Origin of the sequence: Burkholderia sp. B21-005 (assembly GCF_020843965.1) — a bacterium.
In the GTDB taxonomy this organism is placed as follows: domain Bacteria; phylum Pseudomonadota; class Gammaproteobacteria; order Burkholderiales; family Burkholderiaceae; genus Burkholderia; species Burkholderia ambifaria.
The window spans coordinates 1,998,217-2,021,368 of the sequence record NZ_CP086302.1; the positions used below are offsets into that span (position 1 = coordinate 1,998,217).

At 66.1% G+C, this 23,152-nt stretch carries 11 protein-coding genes; 3 read left to right on the top strand and 8 right to left on the bottom strand.

The window, feature by feature from the left end; translation table 11 throughout:
• Nucleotides 1-1,647, bottom strand: coding sequence for a type II toxin-antitoxin system Phd/YefM family antitoxin (locus LMA02_RS25415; protein ID WP_228907994.1), 1,647 nt, complete (start codon nt 1,645-1,647; stop codon nt 1-3).
• A 164-nt stretch (nt 1,648-1,811) separates the two neighbouring features.
• On the opposite strand from LMA02_RS25415, the gene LMA02_RS25420 reads away from it, so the two are divergent.
• Entirely contained in the window at nt 1,812-2,636 is an 825-nt protein-coding gene (locus LMA02_RS25420) for a hypothetical protein (RefSeq protein ID WP_228907995.1), read from the top strand.
• Between the two features lie 213 nt (nt 2,637-2,849).
• On the opposite strand, the gene LMA02_RS25425 is transcribed toward LMA02_RS25420, so the two are convergent.
• The 5 genes from LMA02_RS25425 to gspH all read right to left on the bottom strand — a co-directional run bounded on the left by LMA02_RS25425 (nt 2,850) and on the right by gspH (nt 6,358).
• The gene (locus LMA02_RS25425) at nt 2,850-3,101 is read right to left on the bottom strand and encodes a FecR/PupR family sigma factor regulator (RefSeq protein WP_228907996.1); all 252 of its coding nucleotides are present in this window, start codon (nt 3,099-3,101) and stop codon (nt 2,850-2,852) included.
• Between the two features lie 260 nt (nt 3,102-3,361).
• Nucleotides 3,362-4,357, bottom strand: a complete 996-nt coding sequence (locus LMA02_RS25430) for a FecR family protein (protein ID WP_228907997.1) — start codon at nt 4,355-4,357, stop codon at nt 3,362-3,364.
• An 11-nt stretch (nt 4,358-4,368) separates the two neighbouring features.
• Nucleotides 4,369-4,917, bottom strand: a complete 549-nt coding sequence (locus LMA02_RS25435; protein ID WP_228907998.1) for an RNA polymerase sigma factor — start codon at nt 4,915-4,917, stop codon at nt 4,369-4,371.
• 6 nt (nt 4,918-4,923) lie between these two features.
• Complete coding sequence (locus tag LMA02_RS25440; RefSeq protein ID WP_228907999.1) at nt 4,924-5,664, bottom strand: secretin and TonB N-terminal domain-containing protein; 741 nt, start codon at nt 5,662-5,664, stop codon at nt 4,924-4,926.
• A gap of 166 nt (nt 5,665-5,830) precedes the next feature.
• Entirely contained in the window at nt 5,831-6,358 is a 528-nt protein-coding gene (gene gspH, locus LMA02_RS25445) for a type II secretion system minor pseudopilin GspH (RefSeq protein ID WP_416378679.1), read from the bottom strand.
• Nucleotides 6,359-6,434: 76 nt separating this feature from the next.
• Here gspH and LMA02_RS25450 point away from each other — a divergent pair, with 76 nt between their 5' ends.
• Nucleotides 6,435-6,878, top strand: a complete 444-nt coding sequence (locus LMA02_RS25450; RefSeq protein ID WP_228908000.1) for a general secretion pathway protein GspC — start codon at nt 6,435-6,437, stop codon at nt 6,876-6,878.
• Between the two features lie 8 nt (nt 6,879-6,886).
• On the opposite strand, the gene gspF is transcribed toward LMA02_RS25450, so the two are convergent.
• Nucleotides 6,887-8,104: a type II secretion system inner membrane protein GspF gene (gspF, locus tag LMA02_RS25455; protein ID WP_228908001.1), complete on the bottom strand. Its 1,218-nt coding sequence runs from the start codon at nt 8,102-8,104 to the stop codon at nt 6,887-6,889.
• 593 nt (nt 8,105-8,697) lie between these two features.
• On the opposite strand from gspF, the gene LMA02_RS25460 reads away from it, so the two are divergent.
• On the top strand, nt 8,698-10,002 hold the full coding sequence (locus LMA02_RS25460; protein ID WP_228908002.1) for a substrate-binding domain-containing protein: 1,305 nt from the start codon (nt 8,698-8,700) through the stop codon (nt 10,000-10,002).
• A gap of 322 nt (nt 10,003-10,324) precedes the next feature.
• Here the strand turns inward: LMA02_RS25460 and LMA02_RS25465 are convergent, their stop codons facing one another.
• A complete protein-coding gene (locus tag LMA02_RS25465; protein ID WP_228910009.1) occupies nt 10,325-22,906 on the bottom strand; it encodes a filamentous haemagglutinin family protein in 12,582 nt (4,193 codons plus the stop codon).
• Nucleotides 22,907-23,152 lie beyond the last annotated feature (246 nt).

Sequence of the window (23,152 nt, forward strand, 5' to 3'; positions counted from 1 at the left end):
CTAGATCAACGACGACTCGCTCAAACCGAGCCCACGCGCGCCCTGCGGCTTCACCGCGCAATCGAACGTCAGCCGCGTGAGGCTCGTCTCGCGGACTTCGCCGAGCAGGCGGTTCCAGTCGTCGATCGACACGAGCAGCGCGATCGGCCGGTTGTATTTCGTGACCATCACCAACGCCTCGCCCGCATGCCGCAGCGCCTTCGACGGATTGCTGCTGAAGTCGCGCGTCGCCATCGCGATCGTGCGCAGGCTGAACACGTTCGTGACGGCATCGTCGCCGTCGTCGTGCAGCAGCCGCTCGAGCGTCGCCGCACGCAGCAGCGCCTGCGATTTCGCCGACAGCCGGTTGTCGCGGCGCTTGCGACGCGCGCTGCGCGGGTCGACGTGCACGGCCAGCACCCGCACGATCTGGCCGAGGGTGGTTGCGGGCAACTGGTCGTAGCGGCGCCACCAGTCGGGCGGCAGCGCGATCATCATTCCGGCGTAGATCGCCGCGACGCCATCGGCGATATGCGACGGAAGACGCTCGGCGTCGCGCGCGTCGAGATCGAGCGCCGCACCGACCACCTGCGTCATCACGCTGAACGCGTTATACGCGAGCGCCGCGATCCCGCAGGCGAGCAGCGACGCACGCGCCGGCGTGTCGCCGAACGGCGCGCCTGCCAGCACCGGTTCGAGCGGCAACGGCAACACGTCGCGCCAGCGTCGGCGCGATAGCTGCACGATCCGTGCCGCGTCGAACCGCTCGGCCGGCAAATCCGTCAGCAGCACCACCGCTTCTCCGGGTTCGCCGCCCGCCGCCGCGCGGCGCCATTCGATCCGCCGCAACGTATCGGTTGCGCCGCCGTCGCCGGTCATTCCTACCGGCTGTTCGCGCACGATGCCGTCGTCGCACACCCCCGCGTCATGCCATTCATCGAGCGGCCGGACCGTGCTCGCGGGACCGTACTCGCGCAGGATCAACGCACCGCCGCGGCGCGGCCATCCCGACAGAATCGCATCTGTATCGAAGCGCCCGTCGACGATCCACAGCTCGCCGGGCCGCACCGTTTCGAGCAGCGCGGCGACGAAGGCGCGTGCGGGCTGCCGGCCGCGCTCGACCGGCAGCAGGTCGACGATCAACCCGAGATCGGGATCGTAGACCGGCAGCACGCGTGTGCCGGCACCGAAGGCAGCGTCGTACGCGGGATCGTCGCAGGCCCGCCCGCAATCGCAGGCAGCCTGCCCGGGCGCACACGCGTCGGCCGCCCCGTCGAGCACGCGCAGCCGCATCCCGCCGAGCCCGCTCTCGTCCACACGCGCCGCCGCGATCGGCAGCAGCAGTTCCGCGCTGTCCTTCACGAGCGCGCGCCCCCAACCGGCGCGCAAGCGGCTCATCCCGTCGTGCAGCTCGGCGACGGCGGCCCCGCCACCGATCGGCGCGACACCGGCCGCATCCGACGGCATGCGCATGTGCGCGGCGATCGCCGCGATCGCATCGACCGCGAGCGCGAACAGCGCCTCGCGAATCGGCTCGTCGTCGGGTTCGCCATCGGTGTCGGCGGTCGCGTCGAGCCAGTCGTCGTGCAGCGCGCATTGCAGCACGAGCCGCGTCATGATCGCCATCGGACTCTGTTCGACGAAACGTTCCACCACCGCGCGCATCATCGGGACACTCCGTACCGTTCGCAATGCCGCACATGCAACCGGTCGCCACCGCACGATCGCACTTGACGGGCCGCAGTCGACGCCGCAGCATCGTGGACAACCGCAAGCGCACGACCGCACGCCGTCGCGATGCTCCCTCCGCCATCGACGCACGAGGCACCGGCATGTACGTAGATCCCCGCGTGGCGCACGGCCGCGCCCGGTTCGACCTGAGCCGTTCCCCGCGCCTGCTCGCCGACGAGCGCCGCTGGGAGATCAGCGACCTCGTCACGCGCGGCCTCGACGATTTCCGCGGCGTGCGCAACCGCCGCAACCTGATGCGGCTGCTCGGCCGCCAGATCGCGCCGAAGCTCGCGCGCCTCGGCCTCGATCCGTATGTCGGCGTGCTCGGCAGGATCGAAGGCCTGTTCGTCAACTTCTCGACGATGAGCGCCGAGCACGGGCTGCGCGAATTCCAGCTGCAATTGACGGTGCCCGACCTCGTGCTGCGCAGCTTCGCGTCGAATGCGATCCGGCCGCACGCGGTCGCGCGCTGCATGCAGCGCAACGGCGTGATGACGCTCGCGGATATCGAGCACGAGACGAATATCGCGTTCGTCGCGGCACGCGTGATGCGCTCGCTCGCGATCGCGGAACACTGGCGGCAGGTCGGCGTGCCGACGCCGTACGGGCTGTTCGTCGGCACGCTCACCGACGCGAACGACGTCGCGATGAACACCTATTTCCGGCCCGGCGACAACGATCGCCCGTCGCGCTGGAGCGGCTTCTCGGCCCTCTTCGCGACGATGCCGGACTGGCGCCCGGATCAGGTCCGGCACGGCGGCGAACTGCTGCAATGGATGGTCGACCATATCGTGGCCCTGCAAGAATCCGCCCCGTTCTTCGAACGCTTTCCGTTTCTGCGTGAACCGCTGCGCGACGCCGACGACCCGCTCGACGCCGCGTGGCGCGGCGCGCGCGCCGGCATCGACGGCGGCGCGACGTCCTGATCGCCGGCCCTCGCCGCACACCGCGCCCCGCCCCACACGGGCGGCAATCCGGAGGCCGGCTTCGGCCCCCGGTTCCGCTACACGGTCCCCTCGCTCTCTCGTATACAAGGTCGAAGCAAGTGCGCGTAACCCGCAGAATTTCTTGCGATACCCGCACGCGTGCCGATGAAAACGATTCCGCCGCACACCGGAACGACCACGCCTTCGGCGCGCTCAATGCATGCGCGGCGGCCCGCCCGGCTCCTGGCGACCGACCGCCTCCAGCACGGCCCACATCCAGATCAGTTCGCGCACGGTGCGCGCATGCTCGTCGCTCTGCGCACGCCAGCGCCGGAACGCGTCGAGTTCGCATTCCGTCGTATCGCCGGTGCGCAGCCACAGCAGCCAGCGCACCGCGCCTTCGCGGATCGCATCGGCGCGCGTGTTCGCGTCGCCGGAATCCGCATCCCGTTGCGATTCGTTCATGATCACGCCACCGCCCGAAGCTCCCTCGACACCCATCCCCCGCACCGCGCATCGCTGCGCGGCCGGGGCGCTTGCCACCCACGCCTCGGGTCCGACGACGCTCCACCGGGCCGCCGCGGACGGCAGCCCGGCGTTTGCCGGCCCTCATTGATCAGGTCGTATCGGCGGACCGTAACCCGCAGCGCGCAGGCAGCCCGCGGCCGCACGAACGGGCCGCTTGCAGGGGGAGGAAGAAAGGTGGGGAAGCTCGCGGGAGCCGGTCAGCTCAGCAGCACGATATTGCCGGGCAGGCGCGTGATGTGCGCGCCGTACAGGCGCCCGACCATGTCGATCACGTCGTCGAGCCGCGTGATCGGAAACTGCGCCTGCATCCGGTTCGCGCCGAGCGCGGCACGCCGCAGGACGACCCAGCCCGGACGATAGCGGTTGATTTCGTCGATGACGTCGGACAGCGTCACGCCGTTGAACACCAGCATCCCGCGCCGCCATGCGCTGACCGCGCCCGGATCGGCCCGCGACACGGGCTGCACGTCGCGATCGTCGTAGACGACCTGATCGTCGGCCTTCAGCGTGCGGGCGCCGCGCGGATGCGCGAGCGCGACCGTGCCCGACAGGCAGGTCACGCACACCTGCGACCCCGTACGCCGCACGTTGAAGCGCGCGACCGTCGCCTGCATTCGGCCGTCGCCCGCCACCACGGTAACGGGCTGGATCGGCGTCGCGCGGCCGGCCGGCGGCGTGGCCGCGTCGATCTCCGCCTCGCCGGCGACGACTTCGACACCGTGCGCGGCATCGCTCGCGGGCAGCACGTCGACGCGTGTCTGCGTGTTCATCGCCACCGTCACGCGCGACGACAGCGCGACGCTGCGCTGCTCGCCGGTGCCGGTGTGGTAATCGGCGGCCAGGTCGCCGAGCGACGGCCACAACTGCAGCGGCGGCCGCACCGCGAGCCACGACGCGCCGGCCGCCACTGCGAAGCCGATGAACGCGCGGCGGCCCGTGCGCATCGTGCGCTCGCGCTTGGCAACGTTTGCCCAGGCCGCGGCCGTGCGCTCTTCACCCGCGAGCTCGGCCGCCGCGGTGCGCAGCGAGCCCCAGGTGTCGCGCAGCAGCGCGGCCGCCTGCGGACGATCGGCGCACCAGCGCTCGAACGCGTCGGCCTCGGCCTGGCTCGCGTCGCCCGAGCGCAGACGCAGCAGCCACGCGCTCGCTTCGTCGAGTGCGTCGTGGGCGGGTTCGGCCTGGGCTTTCGTCATCGTCCGGGTACTCAAAATTTACGCGGCCCGCCTCGCGAGCCCGTGTACGAATCGCCGTCTTCCTGCATGCGCTGCAGGCAGTACTTCATCGCCGCGCTCAGCTCGCTTTCGACGAGCCGCAGCGAAATGCCGAACTGCTCGGCGATCTCGCGGTTCAGCAGGCCGTCGACACGAGCGGCCAGCAGGATCGCGCGGCGCCGCGGCGGCAGGCCGCGCAGCACGTCCTTCAGCGTATCGACCTTGCGGCGCGCCGCGACGATACGCTCGGGATCGGCCAGTTCGTCGGGTGTCTCGAGCAGCGTCTCGACATCGTCGTCGTGCAGATGGCGGCGCTCGCGGCGATGCTGGTCGATCGCGACATTGTTCGCCATCCCGAGTATATAGGCGTCCGCGTTCGTCACCTGCGAGGACACGTTCGCATTTTCGAGGCGCAGCCAGGTCTCGTGCAGCGCGTCGGCCGCGCCGTCCTTCGAGCCCGTCACGCGTTCGAGACGCCTGACCAGGTACGCGTAGCGCGTCGCCAGCAGCTTCCTGAGCCCGGTGCGAGTGGTATCGGACATGGCGTGCTAGTTCCGGACGGCTGTCGTCGGACAGCGGAAGTGCACGCCGTTGCCGGCCGGCCGCAACAGGATCGTGACCGGCTGCGGCAGGTCCGCCGGCGGCGCATCGTCCAGCTTCAGCGCGCGCAGCGCGCGCATCACCGCCGCGTCGCGGGCGGCCGAACCGCTCGATGCCACCATGTTGACCGCCACCACCGCCCCCCTGTTGTCGATGCGCACCTGCGCGACGAGTCGATAGCTGCCCGGCACCGCCGCCGGCTGCGCGCACAGCGCATCGATCAGATGCGACTGCAGCGTGCCCGCGAACGCGCGCCGCTCGCTGGAATCACCGATCCCGTCGATCGGCAGCGCGGCGTCCGCCGGCGCGTCGACCGTGGCGGGCACCGCCTCGGCGGCCGGCCGCGCGACGATGATCGCTTCGTCCGGACGCGAGAATTCCGCACGCAACCCCGTTCCGGCCAGCAACCGCTCGAGCGCGTCGCGCGGCACGTAGTCGCCCTGCACCGGTGCGCTCGTGCGCCCGTCGAGCAACGGCGCGGGTGCCAGCACGATCAGCTCGGTGAGCCGCGCGAAGTCCTGCAAGGCCTTCGCGAGCGGCTGCGCGGGCAGCTCGAAATGCGCGACGCTGCCCGGCGGGCGGCCCGTGGAACCGGTCTCCTGCGCGTGCGCGCCGCGCATGCACAGCACGACGAACGCGAGCCACGCGACGAGCGCCAGGACACCGGTCGGCGCCCGTGAACGAGTCATGAATCCCTGGTCGGAAGTGGAGTTGCACGCCGCGGGCCGGAATGCGCCCCCCCGCGGGCGGTTCCGTCGCAAGCGAACGTCAGATTGTGAGCGGGCACTGTGACAGTCAGGTGAAGCGTGCCGCGGATCGAATCAATGCGGCGTGCCACGTTCGCGCGCCGCGCGCTCACGGCCGACGCACGACGAAGTTGCCGATGCCCGTACCGACAACCGCCATCCGCACGTCGCCCGACCACAGCGTGATCGTCACCGGCACGTCGATGCCTTCGCTGCCGAGCACGACGCGCGACGGTGCGTCGCCGCCGCCGGTGTAGCGCACCGACACGGCCGTCACCTCGGTGCCCCAGCGGCGCGCGCGATAGAGGTCGTCGTTCATCGGCGCCCACGCGCCGTTTTCGGTGCGCTGCACGAACCGGTAGCCGCCGCCGACCGGCTGCCATGCGATCGGCATCGAGCGCACCTGCGCCTCGTCCCCGGCCGATTCGAGCAGGTTCGCGAGCCGCTGCGCTTCCTCCGCGAGATCAGTGCGGCGATTGCGCGACGGCGCGAGCGTGACGACCGCGACCAGCAGTCCGACGATCACGAGCACGACCAGCATCTCGAGCAGCGTGAAGCCGCGCTGCAGGCGGCGATGCGTGCTTGCGTGCGGTCGGCCCGCGTGCGAGGTGTGCGCTTCGTCGCGCCTCGTCATCATGCATTCACCCTTGCGTCAAAGAATGGAACGCGTCTTCCGTTCTGTTTTCCATCATCCGTTATTCGAACCGATCGTCATGAAACCACTCGCCCCGCTCCGCATCGTTCCGTCCCGCCTCGATCTCGCGCCGCTGGCCGCGACGCTCGCCGCCGCGGCCGCGCTCGTCGCCGTGTCGCTCTGGGCCGTGCACGTGCTGAGCGCGGCCGATGCGCCGGTGACGGCGCCCGCGCCGCCCGCGCCGATCGACGTCACGGCCGGTGCACGACTCTTCGGCGCGAAACCCGACGACGAGCGCGACGCGATCCAGCTGCTCGGCGTGCTCGCATTCGACGCGCGCCGTGCCGCCGCGATCGTCAGCGTCGGTGGCGATGCATCGCGCGTCGTGTCGCTCGGCGCCGCGATCGGCGAAGCCGCGAAACTCGCCGAGGTACGCGCGCGCTCGGTCGTCGTCGACCGCAACGGGCTGCAGCGCGAGATCGCGCTGCCCGCCACCGAGAAAGCCAACGCGTTCGTGCGCTGAGCCGCGCGTCACTGCACCATGTTGTTCAGCTCGATGATCGGCATCATCACGGCCAGCACGATCACGAGCACCACGCCGCCCATCGCGAGGATCAGCAGCGGTTCCAGCAGGCTCGTCAGAAACATCGTGCGGCGCTCCAGCTCGCGCGACTCGCCTTCGGATGCGCGATCGAGCATCGTCGTCACGTCGCCGGTCGCCTCGCCCGAGCGGATCAGGTGCACGAGCACCGGCGGGAACGTCTTCGTATGCGCCAGCGCGCGCGACAGCGCGGAGCCTTCGCGCACGCGGACGATCGCATCGTCGACGTTCGCGCGCATCGCACGGTTCGACAGCGTCTCGCCGGCCGCCTGCAATGCGCGCAGGATCGGCACGCCGGCCGCCGTGAGAATGCCGAGCGTGCTTGCGAACCGCACCGTGTTGTAGCCGCGCACGAGCTTGCCCGCGAGCGGCGCGGTCAGCAGCCAGTGATCGAACCTGAGCCGCGGCCCGTCCTGCGACAGCACCTTGCGGATCGCGAAGACGATCGCGACCGTCGCCAGCAGCGACGCCCACCACCAGTGACGGACGAAATCGGACAGCGCCATCATCACGACCGTGAGCGTCGGCAATTGCTGCTTCGTGCTGGTGAACACGTTCGCGACCTGCGGCACCACGTAGCTCAGCAGGAACGTGACGATGCCGAACGCGATCAGCGTGACGATGCCCGGGTACGTGAACGCGAGCAGGATCTTCTGCTTCAGCGCGTTGCTCTGTTCGATGTAATCCGCAAGACGCGACAGCACGACGCCGAGCTTGCCCGTGTGCTCGCCCGCCGCGACGAGCGCGCGATAGATCTCCGGAAAATCGCGCGGATGCGCTGCCAGCGCATTCGCGAACGAATGGCCGCCGACGATTTCCGCGCGGATCGACGCCATCAGTTCGCGCACGTATTCGCGCTCGGCCTGCTCGCTCAGCACCGACAGCGATTCGTCGAGCGGCAGCCCGGCGACCAGCAGGCTCGCGAGCTGGCGCGTGATGATCGCCTGCTCGCGCTGCGACAGCTTGCGGCCGAGCGACAGCCGCTGGTGGCGCTCGCCGTGCAGGCGTTGCGCGGCCAGCTCGACGACGAGCGGCGTGAGGCCCTGCGTACGTAACTGGCTGCGACCGGAGCGCGCGCTGTCGGCTTCGAGCACGCCCTTCAGCGTGCGGCCGGTGGGATCGATCGCTTCGTAGCGGAATGCCGACATGCCGGAGTTCTCCTGTCACGGGTGCGACTGCTTTCCATGACGTCGCGCAGCATGCCGGACAGAGTCGCCGGGGAAGACTACGGAGCGAACCGGCGCAAATTTGTGACGGATGTTGGGCCACCTTTTTGGCGGGGTTTATTACTGGGCGGCGTCTTCTTTATATCTTAAGAACGATTTCATCCTTGTCGAGATGATGGCTCAATCCGCATTAATGACATGAAGCACGCTTCGCTCATTCATTTACGTCATTTTCGGATAGATTGAGGAAATACATCGAATGAGCGGATATTCATCGACACCCTGAATGTTCCGTAACATCCGCCACAAAACCGCCTTGAAACCACGATAGCGCCGCTCGGTCTGCCGGCTGAACCCGATATCTGGATGCCCAGCCCGCGCCGAATAACGGTTGAATCGCCACTTTATCAACCCGAATAACGCAATGATTTATTCAACGAAAATGTTACGCACCATTCGTTATGAAAAATTCACACGCGTCATTCGGATTTCCCCCTACATTTACCCGGCGGTCCATAAGCATTCCAACCGCAGTAGCAGGGGTTCCCGTTTATCTTCGTTCAAGGAAATTTCTCATGAAATCCAGCAAGCGCAAGATCTGTCAAGTCCTCGCTCTCGTCGTTTCGGGCATGGGCGCATCGCTCGCGATGGCCGCAGGTCCCGTGATTCAAGGTGGCGGCTCGTCGCTCGTCGCCCCGACCATCGGCGCCAATTCGCCGGCTTCCGGCGAAATCGGCCTGTACGGCACCGCCAACGCCACGTTCACGTACTACTCGGTCGGCTCGGGCGCCGGCCAGAACGCGTTCCTGAACAACCAGCCGACGTTCTTCGGCGCGGGTGTCACGGGCACGGTCCACTTCGCGAACAGCGACGCGGCACTGTCGGCCACCCAGCTCACGTCGTACAAGGCCGGCCTCGGCACGACCAACGGCCCGCTGATCCAGATCCCGTACATCGTCACGCCGATCACCGTGCCGGTCGTCAATGGCCCGGCCGTGACGAGCACGACGACCCCGCAAACGACGCCGGGTCAAGCGCATAGCATCGCGTTGAACGACGACGATCTGTGCGGCGTGTTCTCGGGCAAGCTGACGAACTGGAACCAGGTCACGAATCCGGAAACGGGTTCGGCCTACGCGCTGAATGCGCCGATCAAGGTCGTCTATCGCTCGGACGGCAGCGGCACGACCGAACTGCTGACCCGCCACCTGGCCGCTGTCTGCTCGACCGGAAATACGGCTGCGGGCGTGACGTTCGTCGACTCGCTGACGTTCACGGCTTCGTTCCCGAGCGGCGTGCCGGCGAACTTCACGGCGGCCTCGGGTAGCGGTGGCGTGCGTACGCAACTGGTGAGCTACCAGTCGGCCGGTACGGCCGCTGTCGCCTACCTGAGCCCGGATTACACGAACACGTTCCTGGCTCCGCAAAGCACGGTCGTGACGTCGGCCGGCGCATTCCAGCTGCCGATCGCGAGCCTCGTGAACAAGGTCGACAGCAAGTACTACGCACCGACGTACGCAAATGCTTCGACGGCCCTCGGCACGGTTGCTCCGCCGGCGACCAAGGTCGCCGCGTCGAACCCGGCCAACTGGGTGCCGAACGCAGGCAACCCGGCGGCCGGCTATCCGGTTTCGGGCACGAGCCAGATCATCCTGAGCCAGTGCTACGCGAACTCGGCCGTCAAGACGAACGTTCACGACTTCCTGAACAACCACTTCACGAACGCCAGCTACGCGTCGGTCGTTCATGGCAACGGCTTCGACACGGTTCCGTCGTCGTACCAGACGGCCATCTCGAACGACTTCCTGAGCAACGCGAGCACGTGGAACCTCGATATCGGCAACGCGAGCGTCTGCACGGGTACGGTGGTCGGCCGCTAAGCGGTCGGCACACTGCTCGACTGACCGTTCAAGCGACTGCGCCCTTGGGAGTCCAAGGGCGCAGTTTTTATTTACGCATACGGGTCGCACGATTCGCGTCGCCTGGAAATATTCGAGCCGCTGCAAACTGATTTTCGAAATTCAAGCGACTGTGCCCCTGGGTTGCCAGGGGCACAGTTATCGTGAGCCGTTACTCCGGCATGTTCGTTACGCCATCGCTACCATTCGCGATCCCGTCTTCAGCGCACGATTCACGGCAAGCCTGCACAAGAAACACCGTCTGGAACACTGCCGCCCTGCCTCACGCAGCGACTCACGTGAATCAGATCTTGCCAAGCTTCGTACGCTCCCCCTCCGTCAATGCCGCACGTTGTGCAGCCCCGGCTTTTCCAAAGCCGATAATCGACACAGAGTTCGACGGGTCATAGCCGACCTGTTGCCGGTGTTTCTTGGATCCGTCACCACCTGCATCACCGAACCCCTCGACCTGCACCGAGATCGTCCAGCGTCGTACCGTCCCGCCGGATGCATTGTTCTTCGCGATATCCTGCGCGACCTGAGTCGCAGCGGATGCAGCCGCGCTCGCAGCGGTCAATGCCCCGGTGTTCACCGCCTGCACCAACGGAATGCCTGTCGCATTGCCCGTCACCTGTATGTTGTCCGCGTTCACCACGTGCAGCGCAGCGACGTTGAGGTTACCCGCACGGATACCGGCATCGCCGGCATCAACGGTGCCGCGAGGCGCGATCAGGTTGATCGTGCCCAACGGGATACCGGGCACGCTCTGCAGCGTGGCAATCCCTGCACCGGTCACCTGCCCGCGTGCATCTACCGTGCAGTAGTGATTCGGGTCACACACATATTGCGGTGCCGGCGTATCGGCCGACGATTTCGCGCCCTTGCCGGCGTTGATGTCGCCGTTCGAGCTCCAGATCGTCATGTCGCCACCCTGCTCGGTGAATATCCGGCTTTGTGCGAGCAACACGCTGCGGTCCGTGAAAATATTCACGTTGCCCTTCTCGAGCGTCAGGATGCCCATTGCCCCCGGGCCGACGACCACATTGCCGCTGCTGTCCGTAATCTGCGGCGGCGCCGAGGCACTGCCGACCAGAGCCTGTCCGCCCGGGCCCAGGATCGAGATATTGCCGCCCTGTTGCGTCTGGATCGTCGTGTTCCGGATATCGAGATCACCGGTATCGATCGACTTGTTCGTACCGTTGCCACCGCCCCCGAGATTGTTCGCCGTATAGCCGAACGACGCAGGGAACAATGTATTGATCGCGTCGTAGCCGCGTGCGTACTTCTGGAAATAGGGACTCGCGGCATTGTTGTAATCTTCACCGACCCGAGTCAGCACGTTGAACAACACCTGTTCCGCGAAGATCTGCTGAACGTACGAAGGCAGGTCCTTGAATTTGGACCACGCCTGCATCGCATCCAGCGGTTCGCTCGCACGTTGGTCCTTGACTAGCCCCGTATCTACCACGTTGCCTGCTTCGTACTGTTGTACGAAGGCAATAAGATCGGACGCCGTGCTCGGCACGCCCGCGATCGACCCGGCCGGATCAATGTACTTCGAGATAAACGTGCCGGTATCAATTCCCGGACTGACGCCGAACAGGATGTTTACGTTCGCGCTGTCGTGTGGCAGGTTCGGGTTCGATGCATTTCCGGTCGCGTTAATGCCCGTCAACAACCCGGTCTTGGGATACGCGCTGCTCAACGCGGCGTAGGCCTCGGACTGGCTCGTCAGCGGACCGATATTTCGGCCGGCCTCGATATCGAAGTACCCCGGTCCGCCCAGCGTCAGCGCAGGCACTACGGCTGCATTGCGAACCAACGGCGTATCGTGAATGTCGCGTCCTGCCACGATGCGGGTGACATCCGATTTGCGCAGATTCTGCCCCTGGAACGACAAGTTCACGATGTCCTGCCCGGCCTGGATCATCGCCGGCTTGTCGATCACGACCTGCATGAGCTTGTCGTAGAATCCTGCGCCTCCTCCAGTCGACTGTAGTGCACCGTTGACGATATCGCCGTTCAGGCTGTAGATGCGTGCCGGTACCGGATCGTCCGCATGCAACGCATTGGCGGCGTGGGCCGCCGTCGTCGGATCGGTGAGCACGGCTATCGTTGCAAACGGATTCGTGGCGGACGGCATCGACGATGGATCGCTATCCGACATACCGAATACCGAGCCCGTCGCCCCGGCCCCGGCCACATTCGCAAGATTGATGGAGCGATCGGCAATGAGACTCAGATTGCCTGACGTCGACGGGAAAAGCGCCCCGCCTGATGCGACGTCGATGCCTCCGGAAAAGGCCGTCGCATTCACGGTCGCGGGTAATACGGACGATGGATCGATCACCCCGTCGCCTAGAAAATTCCCCCTGAGCACTTGTTTCGACGCCAACGAGTTCAGCACCACATCGCCCGTTGTGGTCAGGACATTGACGGCCGAATCGGGTGAATAAGCTTGTGCGTCGGCATACCGCGCGTACTGAGTTTGAAGAATACTGCTGCCGATCTGAAGATAGGAAGGATTGAATACGCCCCCGATCTCCGCGCCTTGGCGCGCAACGACGTCGATGATGCCGTCCTGAGTGGCCAGCAAGGTCGATACTGACACCGGGACTTGCCCCGCGGCCAACCAGGGCTGCACGACAACGTCTGAGCCGATGCGCCCTCCAGCCGTAAGCGCCCCCGTTCCCTTCGCAACGAAATAGTCGCCGCTCAGGATGTCGCCCCCCGCACGCACCGTCAGATCGCCGCCACCAACCGTAACCGGTTTTCCTGTGGCGTCGTTGTACCAGGTTGTCGGCAACGACACGCCGAGATCGACAATATTGCCCCCTGCACTGATCGCGACGTTGCCGCCTACGCTCATAACGCCTTGATTGAATGCACCGAAGTCGATTGAAGTGCGATCGAGCCGCCCGTAGCTGCTACTGCCGGAGACAATCGTCGGCTTCCCCGTTACCTGCATCCATTGCCACCAAAATTGCGCAATCGGCGCGCCGGCTTGCCCGGAGATCGTGCCCGCCGTATCAATGACATTCTCGATGCCTGCGATATTTCCTTGCGCGTGAATCGATATGTCGCCGGCTGCTTCGGGATTCACCGCGGACGTGACGAGAATATTGCTCGCTGGCGTCCCGGCGCCTTGCACAACCGTAGTCGAGCCTGCAGGCGCATCGGGCGCCCGGGGCGACGGTGCGCCAGCCGTATAGATCACGCCGGGAATGACCGTTGCGTCAGGCTGTCGAGCAACAATCGGGTCGAACAGCGAAACATCGTTCGCTGCAGCGACATCGATCGAGCCCGTACCGGTTCGAACCATCGTCGGCGCCACCACAACGCGGTTGTTCGGATTGGCAATGTTCGGGTTGGTCGCGTTGTTGTATTCGAAATGCCCGTCAAGGATCACGTTACCGATCGCGCCCGACGAGAATCCGTCGGCGGGCCTCAATGCGAGCGGATTGGTACTCGATAGATCGGCGCCGGCGACAAGCCGGTATGACGAGCTGCTCCCTTGATTCAGACTGGCGGAAAGCAGCGGCAACGCGTTTGCCACCACCGCGACCGGTGCCGGCGTATTGTCCGTCTGGGGCGGCTGTATCGTGATGTCTCCGGCAATGACCGGCACCAGCACGGACGGAGGCGCCTTCACCTGGTCGATATGCGGCGTGACACCCGGGTTGGCAGCTTGCCACGTGATCAAGTCCTTGACGTACGACTGGTATTGCGCAAGATAGCGCGGATACCAGGTCGGGTCAGCCAGTTCCTGAGCCGCCGTCGGCGCCTGAAGCGCCACGACCGGCTGCCCTGTGGCAATCGGTGCGTTCTGATGCGTCGGGTCTGCGAAGTAGAACCCCCACGCACCGTTTGACAGTTGTGATGTCAGGTACTGCGCATATTCCTTGTACATGCCGTAATACTGCGCGACCTCGTCGGCATTCCCGCCCGTCCAGTTGTACGGACCGATCAGCCCCAGATAGCTATAGTTCGACAGAATGTAGCCAAACGGTCCAAACGGCATCGTCGACCATGTGTAGTTTGCTGCACTGTACGTCGACGGCGTCGGCTTCGGTGCAACAATACTGCTCCCGATCGGGTTGTCGATCTGGAAAAATCCATCCGACAAACTTGCCCTGACATCAACGTCATTCTCCGCCCGCAGCGTCACGATCGGCGCCTGCCCATTGAACCGGAACGCCTGATTCGTTGCCGACGTCCCCGCTCCGAGGTTCCAGTTCGTCAGCACCTCGATGTTGCCGCCGTTGATCGCCGGGCTCGGATTGTCCAGCTCGATACCCGGCACGATGCGCGCATTCGCGATTCCCGTGCCATCGAACGGATTCTTCAATACGTCCAGCCCGTGCTGCACGAAACCCATCAGCGTGCCGGGCGCAGCCGTCGTCGCGTTGCCGTCCTGATACCCGTAGAACGTCTGGTGATCCGTGTTCGAACCCCCCGACACCGGCGCAAAGAACATGCTCTGCAGCCCGCCGAAGCCGATCGCGCCGTTGCCACTCTGCAATTGCGCCTGCGTCACCGCCGCCGTTGCGCCTGTCCCATTGTTCGTTACGGTGCCACCGCCGGTTCCATCCGGCGTGAACGTAAAGGTCGTCGGCGTACTGGACATGCTCTGCGCGGTAAAGGTGCCAGCCAGCAAGTGACCGCGGGCGTCGTACCAGCCGGCCGGGTCGACGATGCCGTCGAAATGCTTCGCGCCCGTGGTCGCATCCGTGGTGCTCCACGTCGCATAGGCCTCGAGCGTCGTCGCGCGCGAACCCGCGATGCCCTTGCCCGCCGCGAATCCCGACGACGGTAACGACACGTTCACGGTACCGTCCGACAACAGCGGCGCGCGGAAATTCACCGTACCGCCCGACAGTCCGCCAGCCGTTCCGCCCGAAACGTCGATCAATGCGTTCGCGCCGACCCGGATCAGCCCGGCGCGCGACGGATCGATGTTCTCGTAGCCATACGTTGCATTGTACGGATCGGCCACGCCCGGATCGAACACGCCACGCGTCCCGATATCGACCCTGCCGCCGCGCTGGTTCGAAGCCGAGCCGCGTGCCAGCAGCGAGCCCTCGACATCGACACCGCTGTGCCCGTACAGCGCGATCGCGCCGCCCGCCTTGCCCGACGCGTCGATCGTGCCCGACACATTGACATTGCCGTTCGCCGGGTCCGATGCGTTGCCCGCACCGCCGTCCGCCGTCAGCGACACCGCGTGTGCGGTGAGCGTGTTACCTGCCGACAGCGTGAGATTGCCCGACCGGGTATGGATCGCGATGGCCTGGTTCACGCCGCTCGATGCGAGCGTTGTCGCGAGCGCGTCGAGATCGGCAGCGCCGCCCGTATCGAGCGACAACGAACCACCCGCATAACCACTTGCCGCGCCGCCCTTGATCGTACCGTTCAGGGTCACGACCTGCTCTGGCGCCGACAGCGTCAGGCTGCCCGCCGCGCCCCCGCCATTCGCACCCGAGAAATCGAGCGTCGAGCCGGCCTGCACGTCGACCGTCCCGGCGTCGGCCGTCAACGTGATCGCGCCGGCCGGCGCGTACCGCACGATGTCGAAGAACTGCTTCGACACGCCGGCCGCGCTCACCGTCGACCCGCTGCCAAGCGTCAGATTGCCGCTCGTCGCCTCGAGACTCACGTTGCCCGCGGGGGCGGCGATCGTCGCGCCGTTGTCGGCGATCGTCCCGCCAACGAAATGCCATGCGCCGCCTACCGGTGTCCTCGCCAACGCGGTGCCCGACGCGCCGTTCAACGTCAGTGCCCCGGTCGTCTTCACGGTCGATGCCGAACTCGTATCGGCGAGATAGACGGGCGCATTCAGCGTAACCGGCAGTGCGCCGAAGTCGAACGTGCCGGTTCCCTGCCCGACAATACCGCCCGTCGCGGTCATGCTCGCGGAGCCGAAACCGCTCGCCAGCTTCGTGCCCGAGCCGAAATCGATCTCCTTGGCATTGACCGTCAGCGTGCCGCTGCCCGGCGCAACCGTCCCGTTCGGCGCGCCAGTTTCGTTCGTGAACGCAATCTGCTGCGCATTCAGCGTCACATGACCGCCGTCGCTCTTGAACGTCCCGGCGCTCAGGTCCACGCTGTTGCCGAACGTCGCGTTCACGTCGCCGACGAAGCCGATCGCACCATAACTGCGCAGCGTCACCTGTTGCGCGTTGCCGAATTGCGCGAGCCCGGCCGGATCGATCACGAAGCCGGGCAGTGCCGCGGCGGCCGCACCGTTCGTACCGGTAAACGTAATCGCCGATCCGTCCGCCGTGATCGCCGTCGCCGACAGCACGGCACTGGGATCGACCTTCAGGTTTCCGGACGAATCCAGCGTGAGCGCCTGCCCGCCCGCAAGCGTCGCGCCTGCGCCGACGGTCAGCAGACCGCTGCCGGTCGAGCCCGTGCGCGTGAGCGGTGCCATCGTGCCGTTCGACACGCGCAGGAGCGCGCCATCGCCAGCGATTGCAATCGGTTGATCCTTCGCCGCCGGGTAGTCGCCGGCTGCCGCGATCGACGCCCCTGCGTCAATGCGCAGACCGTTCGCGGCATTCGGATCCGTGCCGCTCGTGTCGGTCTTCGTGACGAGCAGGATCTCCGGGCCTTTGAGCGCCGTGTTGCCATCGTTCGATACGATCACGCTGTTCGCGATCGGCGTGATCGTCACACCCTTCGTCGTTGCCGCGCGCGTGCCGCCGATCAGCAGGCTGCCCGCATTCAGCGAATCGAGCGCATCACTGCCGATCTGCAGATAGCCCGGCAGCGCGGCACCGCCGTTGCCGGTGATCTGGATGTCCTGGGACGCAATGTCGACTTCGGCGGGAGCGCCCCCCGTGCCAGCGGCCGTATTCAGCGTTGCACCGAGCGTCAATGCCTTGTTCGCAGCCAGCACGAGCTGACCGCCGTCCACCGGCAACGGCGGCGTTACGTTGCCTTTCTTCGCGGCCTGCGCGGCAAAGAACGCGTTCGCTCCCGTCACCGTGTACTGCGAGTATTGCCGCCACACCGGAGCCGACTGCACGCTGAACAGCGTCGGCGTCGCGCTGCGACCACCGGTCAGTGCATCGGCGAAATACCCTGCCGTCATCACGGTGCCATCCGGCAACACCTGGCTCGCCCCGGGCACGACGCCACCCGCCGCGCTCGCGAGCGTCACGCGATACGCGCCTGGCAGCGTCGCGTACTTGCCTGGAAGCAGCGTGTAATAGCCAGCCGCCAGCCCCGGCACCCCGGAAAGGTAGACGGCCTTGCCGACCGTGTCCTTCAGGCCTGCTTGACCGACACCGAACGTCATCGTCGTGCCGACCGTCGTACCGTCGACCGACGGCTGCACGGACTGCGCGAACACCGGATCGTAGGCCGCCACCGGCGACTGTGCCCCCGGCACGATCGCATAAACGTTCGCCGCCCCCGGATTCACCGGCACCGTCGCCCCGGCGGGATTGTTCGCATAGCTGATGTTGTATTGCGACAGCACGTCGCGCGTGCCGCCCGTTCCCGGTACCCATTCGACCGCCTGCAGGTCGCCGCCGCCGGACAGATCGATCTTTGCGCCCGGGGCCAGCGCGACGCGGTTGCCGTTGACGCCGATGTACTTCGCCGGCGGAGCGGTCACATCCGGCACCGTCGAGACCGTGCTCGGCTTGAACTGCCACTCGACGCCATCGACCGTCGTGCCATACGGGATCACGAGGCCGCCGTTCGATACCGAAGTCGTACTGCCGTTCGCGAACGTAACCGAATCGGTCGCGACCAGCGGCAGACTGGCGAACTGCGCCTGGGTCGAAGCGTTCGACGGATCGCCGACGCCGAACAGGATCGTGCCGGACGGCGCGCGCACCGTGCCAGCCTGCACGATGTCGGTGGCATCGACGAGCAGTGCGCCGCCCGCCGATAGCGGCGTGCCCGATGCTCCGTTCGACGCGAATGCGACAGTCGTCGGCGCCGGCTTGCCTGTCGCCGGATCGATCGGTCCGACGGCATCGACAATGAACGTGCTGCCGGTGGCCGGATACAGGTCCGCAGCCTTGAACGACACGTTTCCGGGTGTATGGAGAATGCCGGGAGCCTGAGCCGTTCCCGTCGAATTCGCATTGGTCGAACTCATGCGAATGTCGCCTGAACTGACGAAGTTGGCCTGTCCGATGTTGTTCAGTTGAAACTGATTGCGCAGATCGATGAACGACGCGTTCACGTTCAGCGTCGCGTCGGACCGGGTCGCGACCGGCGCAAATGCCAGCGACTGCGCCGTCAGCGTCGGCCCGACCAGTGCGACGTATGGCGCATCGATCTCGATCGTGGTGCCGGACGGCCGCTGCGGCGGCTGGGTTAGCAAGGTCTGGAGAACCGAGGCCGGATTCGTGCTGCCGTTCGATTGCGTTGCAGGCGTCGACAGCAAAGTCACGAATTGATCCATGCCCAGCGCCGCGACGCGCCCGGTATTCAACGTAACCGATTCGGGCAGCGCCAGTTTGACGTCGCCTGCGAACGCAATCGGCGGCACTTCCATGGCTGCCGTCGGCGGCGTGGCATCGCCGAGCACGAGATTCGCGACGCCCGATCCGTCAAGGCGATCGGCCGAGAACTGAATCACACCGGTCGGCCGGCCGATCGGCAAGCCAGTCGTCGTGTCGATGGCGGTTGCGAAACTTTGACCGGACTCGAGACCCGCCGGCGTCAGTTCCCCACTTTGCCGGACGACCAGCGCGGTCGCGCCGGCTGCGCCATTGTTCTGATGCGGCAGGATCGTCAGCGTGCCGCCGCGCCCCTGCGGAGCGCCCGCGTGCGCAGCGAGCGTCGCATCGGCAAAGAGTCCGTACGCGGCGGACAGCGTGATCGAGCCGGCATCGCTCCAGACGGGCTGCGACGCGTACGTGCCGTTCGCCTGCAACTGATCGAAGTTCGCCGACGCACCGGACACATCGATCCGCGAGCCCGGCTGTGCAACCACATAACCGGCATCGCTCGAGAGCGTGACCGAACCGCCCGGCAGGACCTTGCCGGTGTTCGGCACGACAGTCGTCGCCCCAATCTTGACCGGCGTGGCGAGCGGATTGGCAAGCGCGGTGCCCGACACATCGAGCGTCGCGCCCGCGCCGAGCCACACCGATCGGCTGTCGCTCGGCGTGAATATGCCGTACTGGCCCGTCTGCCCGAACGTACCGCCCGAATCCGCACTGAGCGTGATCGATCCGCCAGGCGCGACGATCGAGCCGAGCACCGTCACCTGCGTCGGCGAACCAAAGCCGACGCTCGCACCGGCATCGGTATGAATCGACGCGCCGGACGACAGCGTGACCGCCCCTGTCACGCCCGGATACGACGGCGCCATACTCCCCGCTGCCAACCATGACACATAGTTGCCGCCCGTCAACACGAGGCTGGTCGGCTGCCGGTGATAGTCGTCGAGACGACCCGATGTCGTCAGGCCCGAAGTCGACAGATTGGCGCCCGTGGGCGCCTGTTGTAGCGCCAGTACGTCCGGAATCAGATTGCGCTGCGTAAGCGCAACCGTCGCGCCAGGCGCCACGGTCGCGTCGTAGTACGCATTCAGCACAACCTTGCCGAAGCCTTGCTGCGCGAAGAAGCGCTCCGGCAGATAGACATCCCACGGCGCGGCGGTCTGCGGATCTCCGCCAATCTGGAATCCGAGCGCCTGCAACGTCAGCGTGCCGCCTCCTGAAAGACCCTCACTGAGGATCGTGCCGCCGAGCGCGATCGTACCGTTTGCGGGTTGCGTGCTCGGCAAGTTGGGGCCGGAATCGCCTATGTGACCGAACTGCTTGGTTTCAAGCGCGACATAAGTCTTCAACGACACGTTGCCGCCGCGCCCCACTGGCGTGCCGTTCTGCATGAACAGTTGTCCATTCGACTGCAGTTCGCCGCCACTCGATACGTCCAGCACGCTACCGGGACGCAGCAGAATCGATCCCGTGGCGTCCGCGAAGACGTCGCTCACGTGTCCGACGGATTGCTCAGTGGTCGCCAGCGAAATGTTGCCGCCGTCGATGAACTGGGTATTGCCCAGGGTCGTCCCCGGTGCCGCCTGAGCGTCATTGTTGACCCATTGGCCCGCCGCGCTGAGCACGGCTTGCGGACCGACGACGATATTGCCGCCGCTCGCGATGGAAATCGAGCCGCCCGGCGCAGTCAAACTGCCGGCCACGTTGACGTCCGAACCGCTAGCCGCACTGTTGAGCGCAATGGATCCCCCCGGCCGCACGCCAAGATGCGTGTCCTGGGCGACGACGATCCCCTTCCCGCCGTGCGTATCCTGCGTCACGTTCACGTTCGAGAAGCCGCCGGCGTTCAATGCGTCGACCGGCACCACCATCGTGGTCAGCACGTTGCGCGGATCAGTAGCGGCGACATTCTGCAGCGACGTCTTGTCGATCGGCGTATTGCTCGAGAAGCCTGGCGCGAGATCGTCGAGCTGCGGCGCCTGGCCCTGCAGAATCGTCAATCCCGTGACGCCGGTCGGCGCCTCAATCGAACTGTTCCACGTCAGATCGGCGAGCGTGCCGCTGGTGCGCTTCGCATCCGCACCAAGATTGAACGTCCCGCCCGAAGGCAGGCTGTTGCCCTGCATCTGCTTCGCGCCGCCGAACGATTGCGCGCTGATATCGCCATCGAGCACGAGCGCCGAGGTCGCGAACAGGTCGAGCGTGCCTGCGTTGCCACCAACGATATAGTCGCCCTGATACGTGCCGCCCATCAGAAGCGGGTTGTACCACGTCTTCGTCACGCCCCAGCGCGGATGGCTTTCGATGAACTGGCCGGCAATTCCGACGTAGGTCTGGTACGGGCTCGCCTGCCCGATCGGCACGATCGCGCCATTCGCATCCACGAGCCGCGTCGTATTGACGATCCCGCCGTCGACATGCACGTACCCGCCGTTCAGGTTCAGTGACGAACCACGTGCGGTCATCACCTCGTTGCCCGACAGCGTGATCGTTCCACCGTTGGTCAACAACTGATCGACCGTGCGGGGAATCAGGTTCACATAGCCCGACAGATTCAGGATCGGGCTGCCGACCCATGACACGCCATCGCTGCGCGTACCGGTCAGCGTGCTGTCCACGACCACGTTCTTCAGCCCCGCGAGGAAGCTGTCACGCAGCAGCGGGGAATCGGCCAGTTCGTTCTGGCCGATTCGATCGACCGTCACGAGCGTCTGCGCGATCGGGATGTCGACGTTCGCCAGCCCGGACACATCGATCGTCGATCCGGCATCCTGATAAATTCGACCCGGCGCCGCGCTCTGCTTGACGTCGGGCGTATAGGCCGTCACCGACGGCGAAATCGCCGTCACCGACACGTTCGAACCCGGCGCCTCGATCAACGAACCACCCTGGAACCACACCGCACCGGCCGTCATCGCGATGCCGCCGGGCGTGAACGTCGTGCCAGGCGTCGACGTCGCCGTCTGCCCGCTGTTGTCCGGCAGCACGGTCGTCACCGAGCCCGGACCGAACGTGAGCAGGCCCGACCGTTTGGCGGTGTCGGCATCGCCTCCGCTCGGTCCGCCCGTTGCAAGCGTCGTCCCCGGATACGCGTTGCCGAGTGGATCGTTCGACATGTATTCGTCGACCGTCGAAATCGTGATCCGGCCCGGCGTATTGACGCTCGTCGTCACGCCTACCACACCATCCTGCGCGACGCGGCCGCCGAGCAGGTTCACGCTGCCACGCGACGCTTGCACGATGCCCGTGTTCGTCAGCGTGCCCACCGGCGTGAGGTCGACCGTCGTACCATTCTGCGTCGTGACGATCTGGCCGCTCAGCTCGGGCAACAGCAGTTGCGGATTGTTTTTCGGGCTACCGTTCGGCCGCAGGCTCACGCCGACACCCGCGGCCAGCACGACCTGGCCGTCGGTCGCGGTGATGCTGCCGCCATTCTTCACGTTCGGCGCCGCGACGAGCACGAACCCGCCGTCGCTGACCGTGCCGTTCGTATGCGTCGCAATCGACGCGCCCTGTTCGATCGTGATGTCGCCCGGCGCCTGATAAGTCCCGTTCGTTTTCGCGACGTTGCCGAGCCCGAGTATCTCGTTCGGGCGATTCGACGATCCGACCACACCGGTGGAACTCCCGGACTCCGGATACGCGAGTCCGCCGGTCGTGCCGGCAGGCAAGCTGAGGAACTGCTGGTTGCTCGCAACGATGCCGTCGGGCGTCGGTACGATCTGGTTCTTCATGTCCAGCAGATTCAGCGACGACGCCACGAGCGAATGCACGTTCACCTGCGACCCCGCCCCGAACAACACCCCATTCCGGTTGATCACGTACACCGCGCCTTGCGCGGTGATGTTCCCCAGAATCTGACTCGGCCTGCCACTCGGATCATTGACCCGGTTCAACACCGCCCAGTTGTTCGCGCCGTTCGTCTGCGTGCCGCCCGACTGGTCGAAATTGAGCGTCGTTTGCCGCCCGACGTTCATGGTCTCCCACGTCAGCACCGCGTTCTGCCCGGTCTGCTTGACGTCGACGTTCACGTGCCCGTTCGTGTCGGTATTTTGCGTAGGCGCGTTCGCGTTGAACCACAGCACCGGATTGTTCGTATCGCCCGTTGCGCCCGCCGCCACCTGCAGCCCGCCCGGCGCCAGCCCGTTCGCCACGGTCGACGGCAGCTTCGCCGCCGCGGCGGCCGCATTCTGCTGCGCCGCAATCTGCGCGGCGATCGCATGCGCCGCATAACCGAGGTTGCGGATCGACGGCTGGCTCGCCTGCAGCGCCTGCTGCGGCGACACGCCCAGATTCGGTATGCCCGGCACGCCGCCGGCGCCGCCCGCGCCACCGCCCGACGGGCTCGCGGCCACGTGACCGAGGTTCATGATGCCCGCCCCGTGCGCATGCGCGGACACACCCGCCGCGAGCATCAGCACGACCGCCCGGTAGAGCGGCTTCAGCTCCGATTTCAGGACCGACCGCGAGGCCGCTGCGTGAAGTTGCCGATCCGTACGTGCGCGTGCTGCCATTCTTGCCACCCCGATGCTAGGAAATTGCGCGCGGCGCCGGTCGGGCACCACGCGTGTCGTTGCGCCTGAAGCAGGCCGCTGGAATCCGAAGACCATACGAAGCGCGCATGGCAGCGACATGGCGACTGTTACGGACCATTCCGGCCG

What these genes read in the sequence shown, in the direction of transcription:
- LMA02_RS25415 (WP_228907994.1), bottom strand. Translation starts at nt 1,647, where the DNA reads ATGATGCGCGCGGTGGTGGAACGTTTCGTCGAACAGAGTCCGATGGCG.
- LMA02_RS25420 (WP_228907995.1), top strand. Translation starts at nt 1,812, where the DNA reads ATGTACGTAGATCCCCGCGTGGCGCACGGCCGCGCCCGGTTCGACCTG.
- LMA02_RS25425 (WP_228907996.1), bottom strand. Translation starts at nt 3,101, where the DNA reads ATGAACGAATCGCAACGGGATGCGGATTCCGGCGACGCGAACACGCGC.
- LMA02_RS25430 (WP_228907997.1), bottom strand. Translation starts at nt 4,357, where the DNA reads ATGACGAAAGCCCAGGCCGAACCCGCCCACGACGCACTCGACGAAGCG.
- LMA02_RS25435 (WP_228907998.1), bottom strand. Translation starts at nt 4,917, where the DNA reads ATGTCCGATACCACTCGCACCGGGCTCAGGAAGCTGCTGGCGACGCGC.
- LMA02_RS25440 (WP_228907999.1), bottom strand. Translation starts at nt 5,664, where the DNA reads ATGACTCGTTCACGGGCGCCGACCGGTGTCCTGGCGCTCGTCGCGTGG.
- gspH (WP_416378679.1), bottom strand. Translation starts at nt 6,358, where the DNA reads ATGATGACGAGGCGCGACGAAGCGCACACCTCGCACGCGGGCCGACCG.
- LMA02_RS25450 (WP_228908000.1), top strand. Translation starts at nt 6,435, where the DNA reads ATGAAACCACTCGCCCCGCTCCGCATCGTTCCGTCCCGCCTCGATCTC.
- gspF (WP_228908001.1), bottom strand. Translation starts at nt 8,104, where the DNA reads ATGTCGGCATTCCGCTACGAAGCGATCGATCCCACCGGCCGCACGCTG.
- LMA02_RS25460 (WP_228908002.1), top strand. Translation starts at nt 8,698, where the DNA reads ATGAAATCCAGCAAGCGCAAGATCTGTCAAGTCCTCGCTCTCGTCGTT.
- LMA02_RS25465 (WP_228910009.1), bottom strand. Translation starts at nt 22,906, where the DNA reads ATGCTCGCGGCGGGTGTGTCCGCGCATGCGCACGGGGCGGGCATCATG.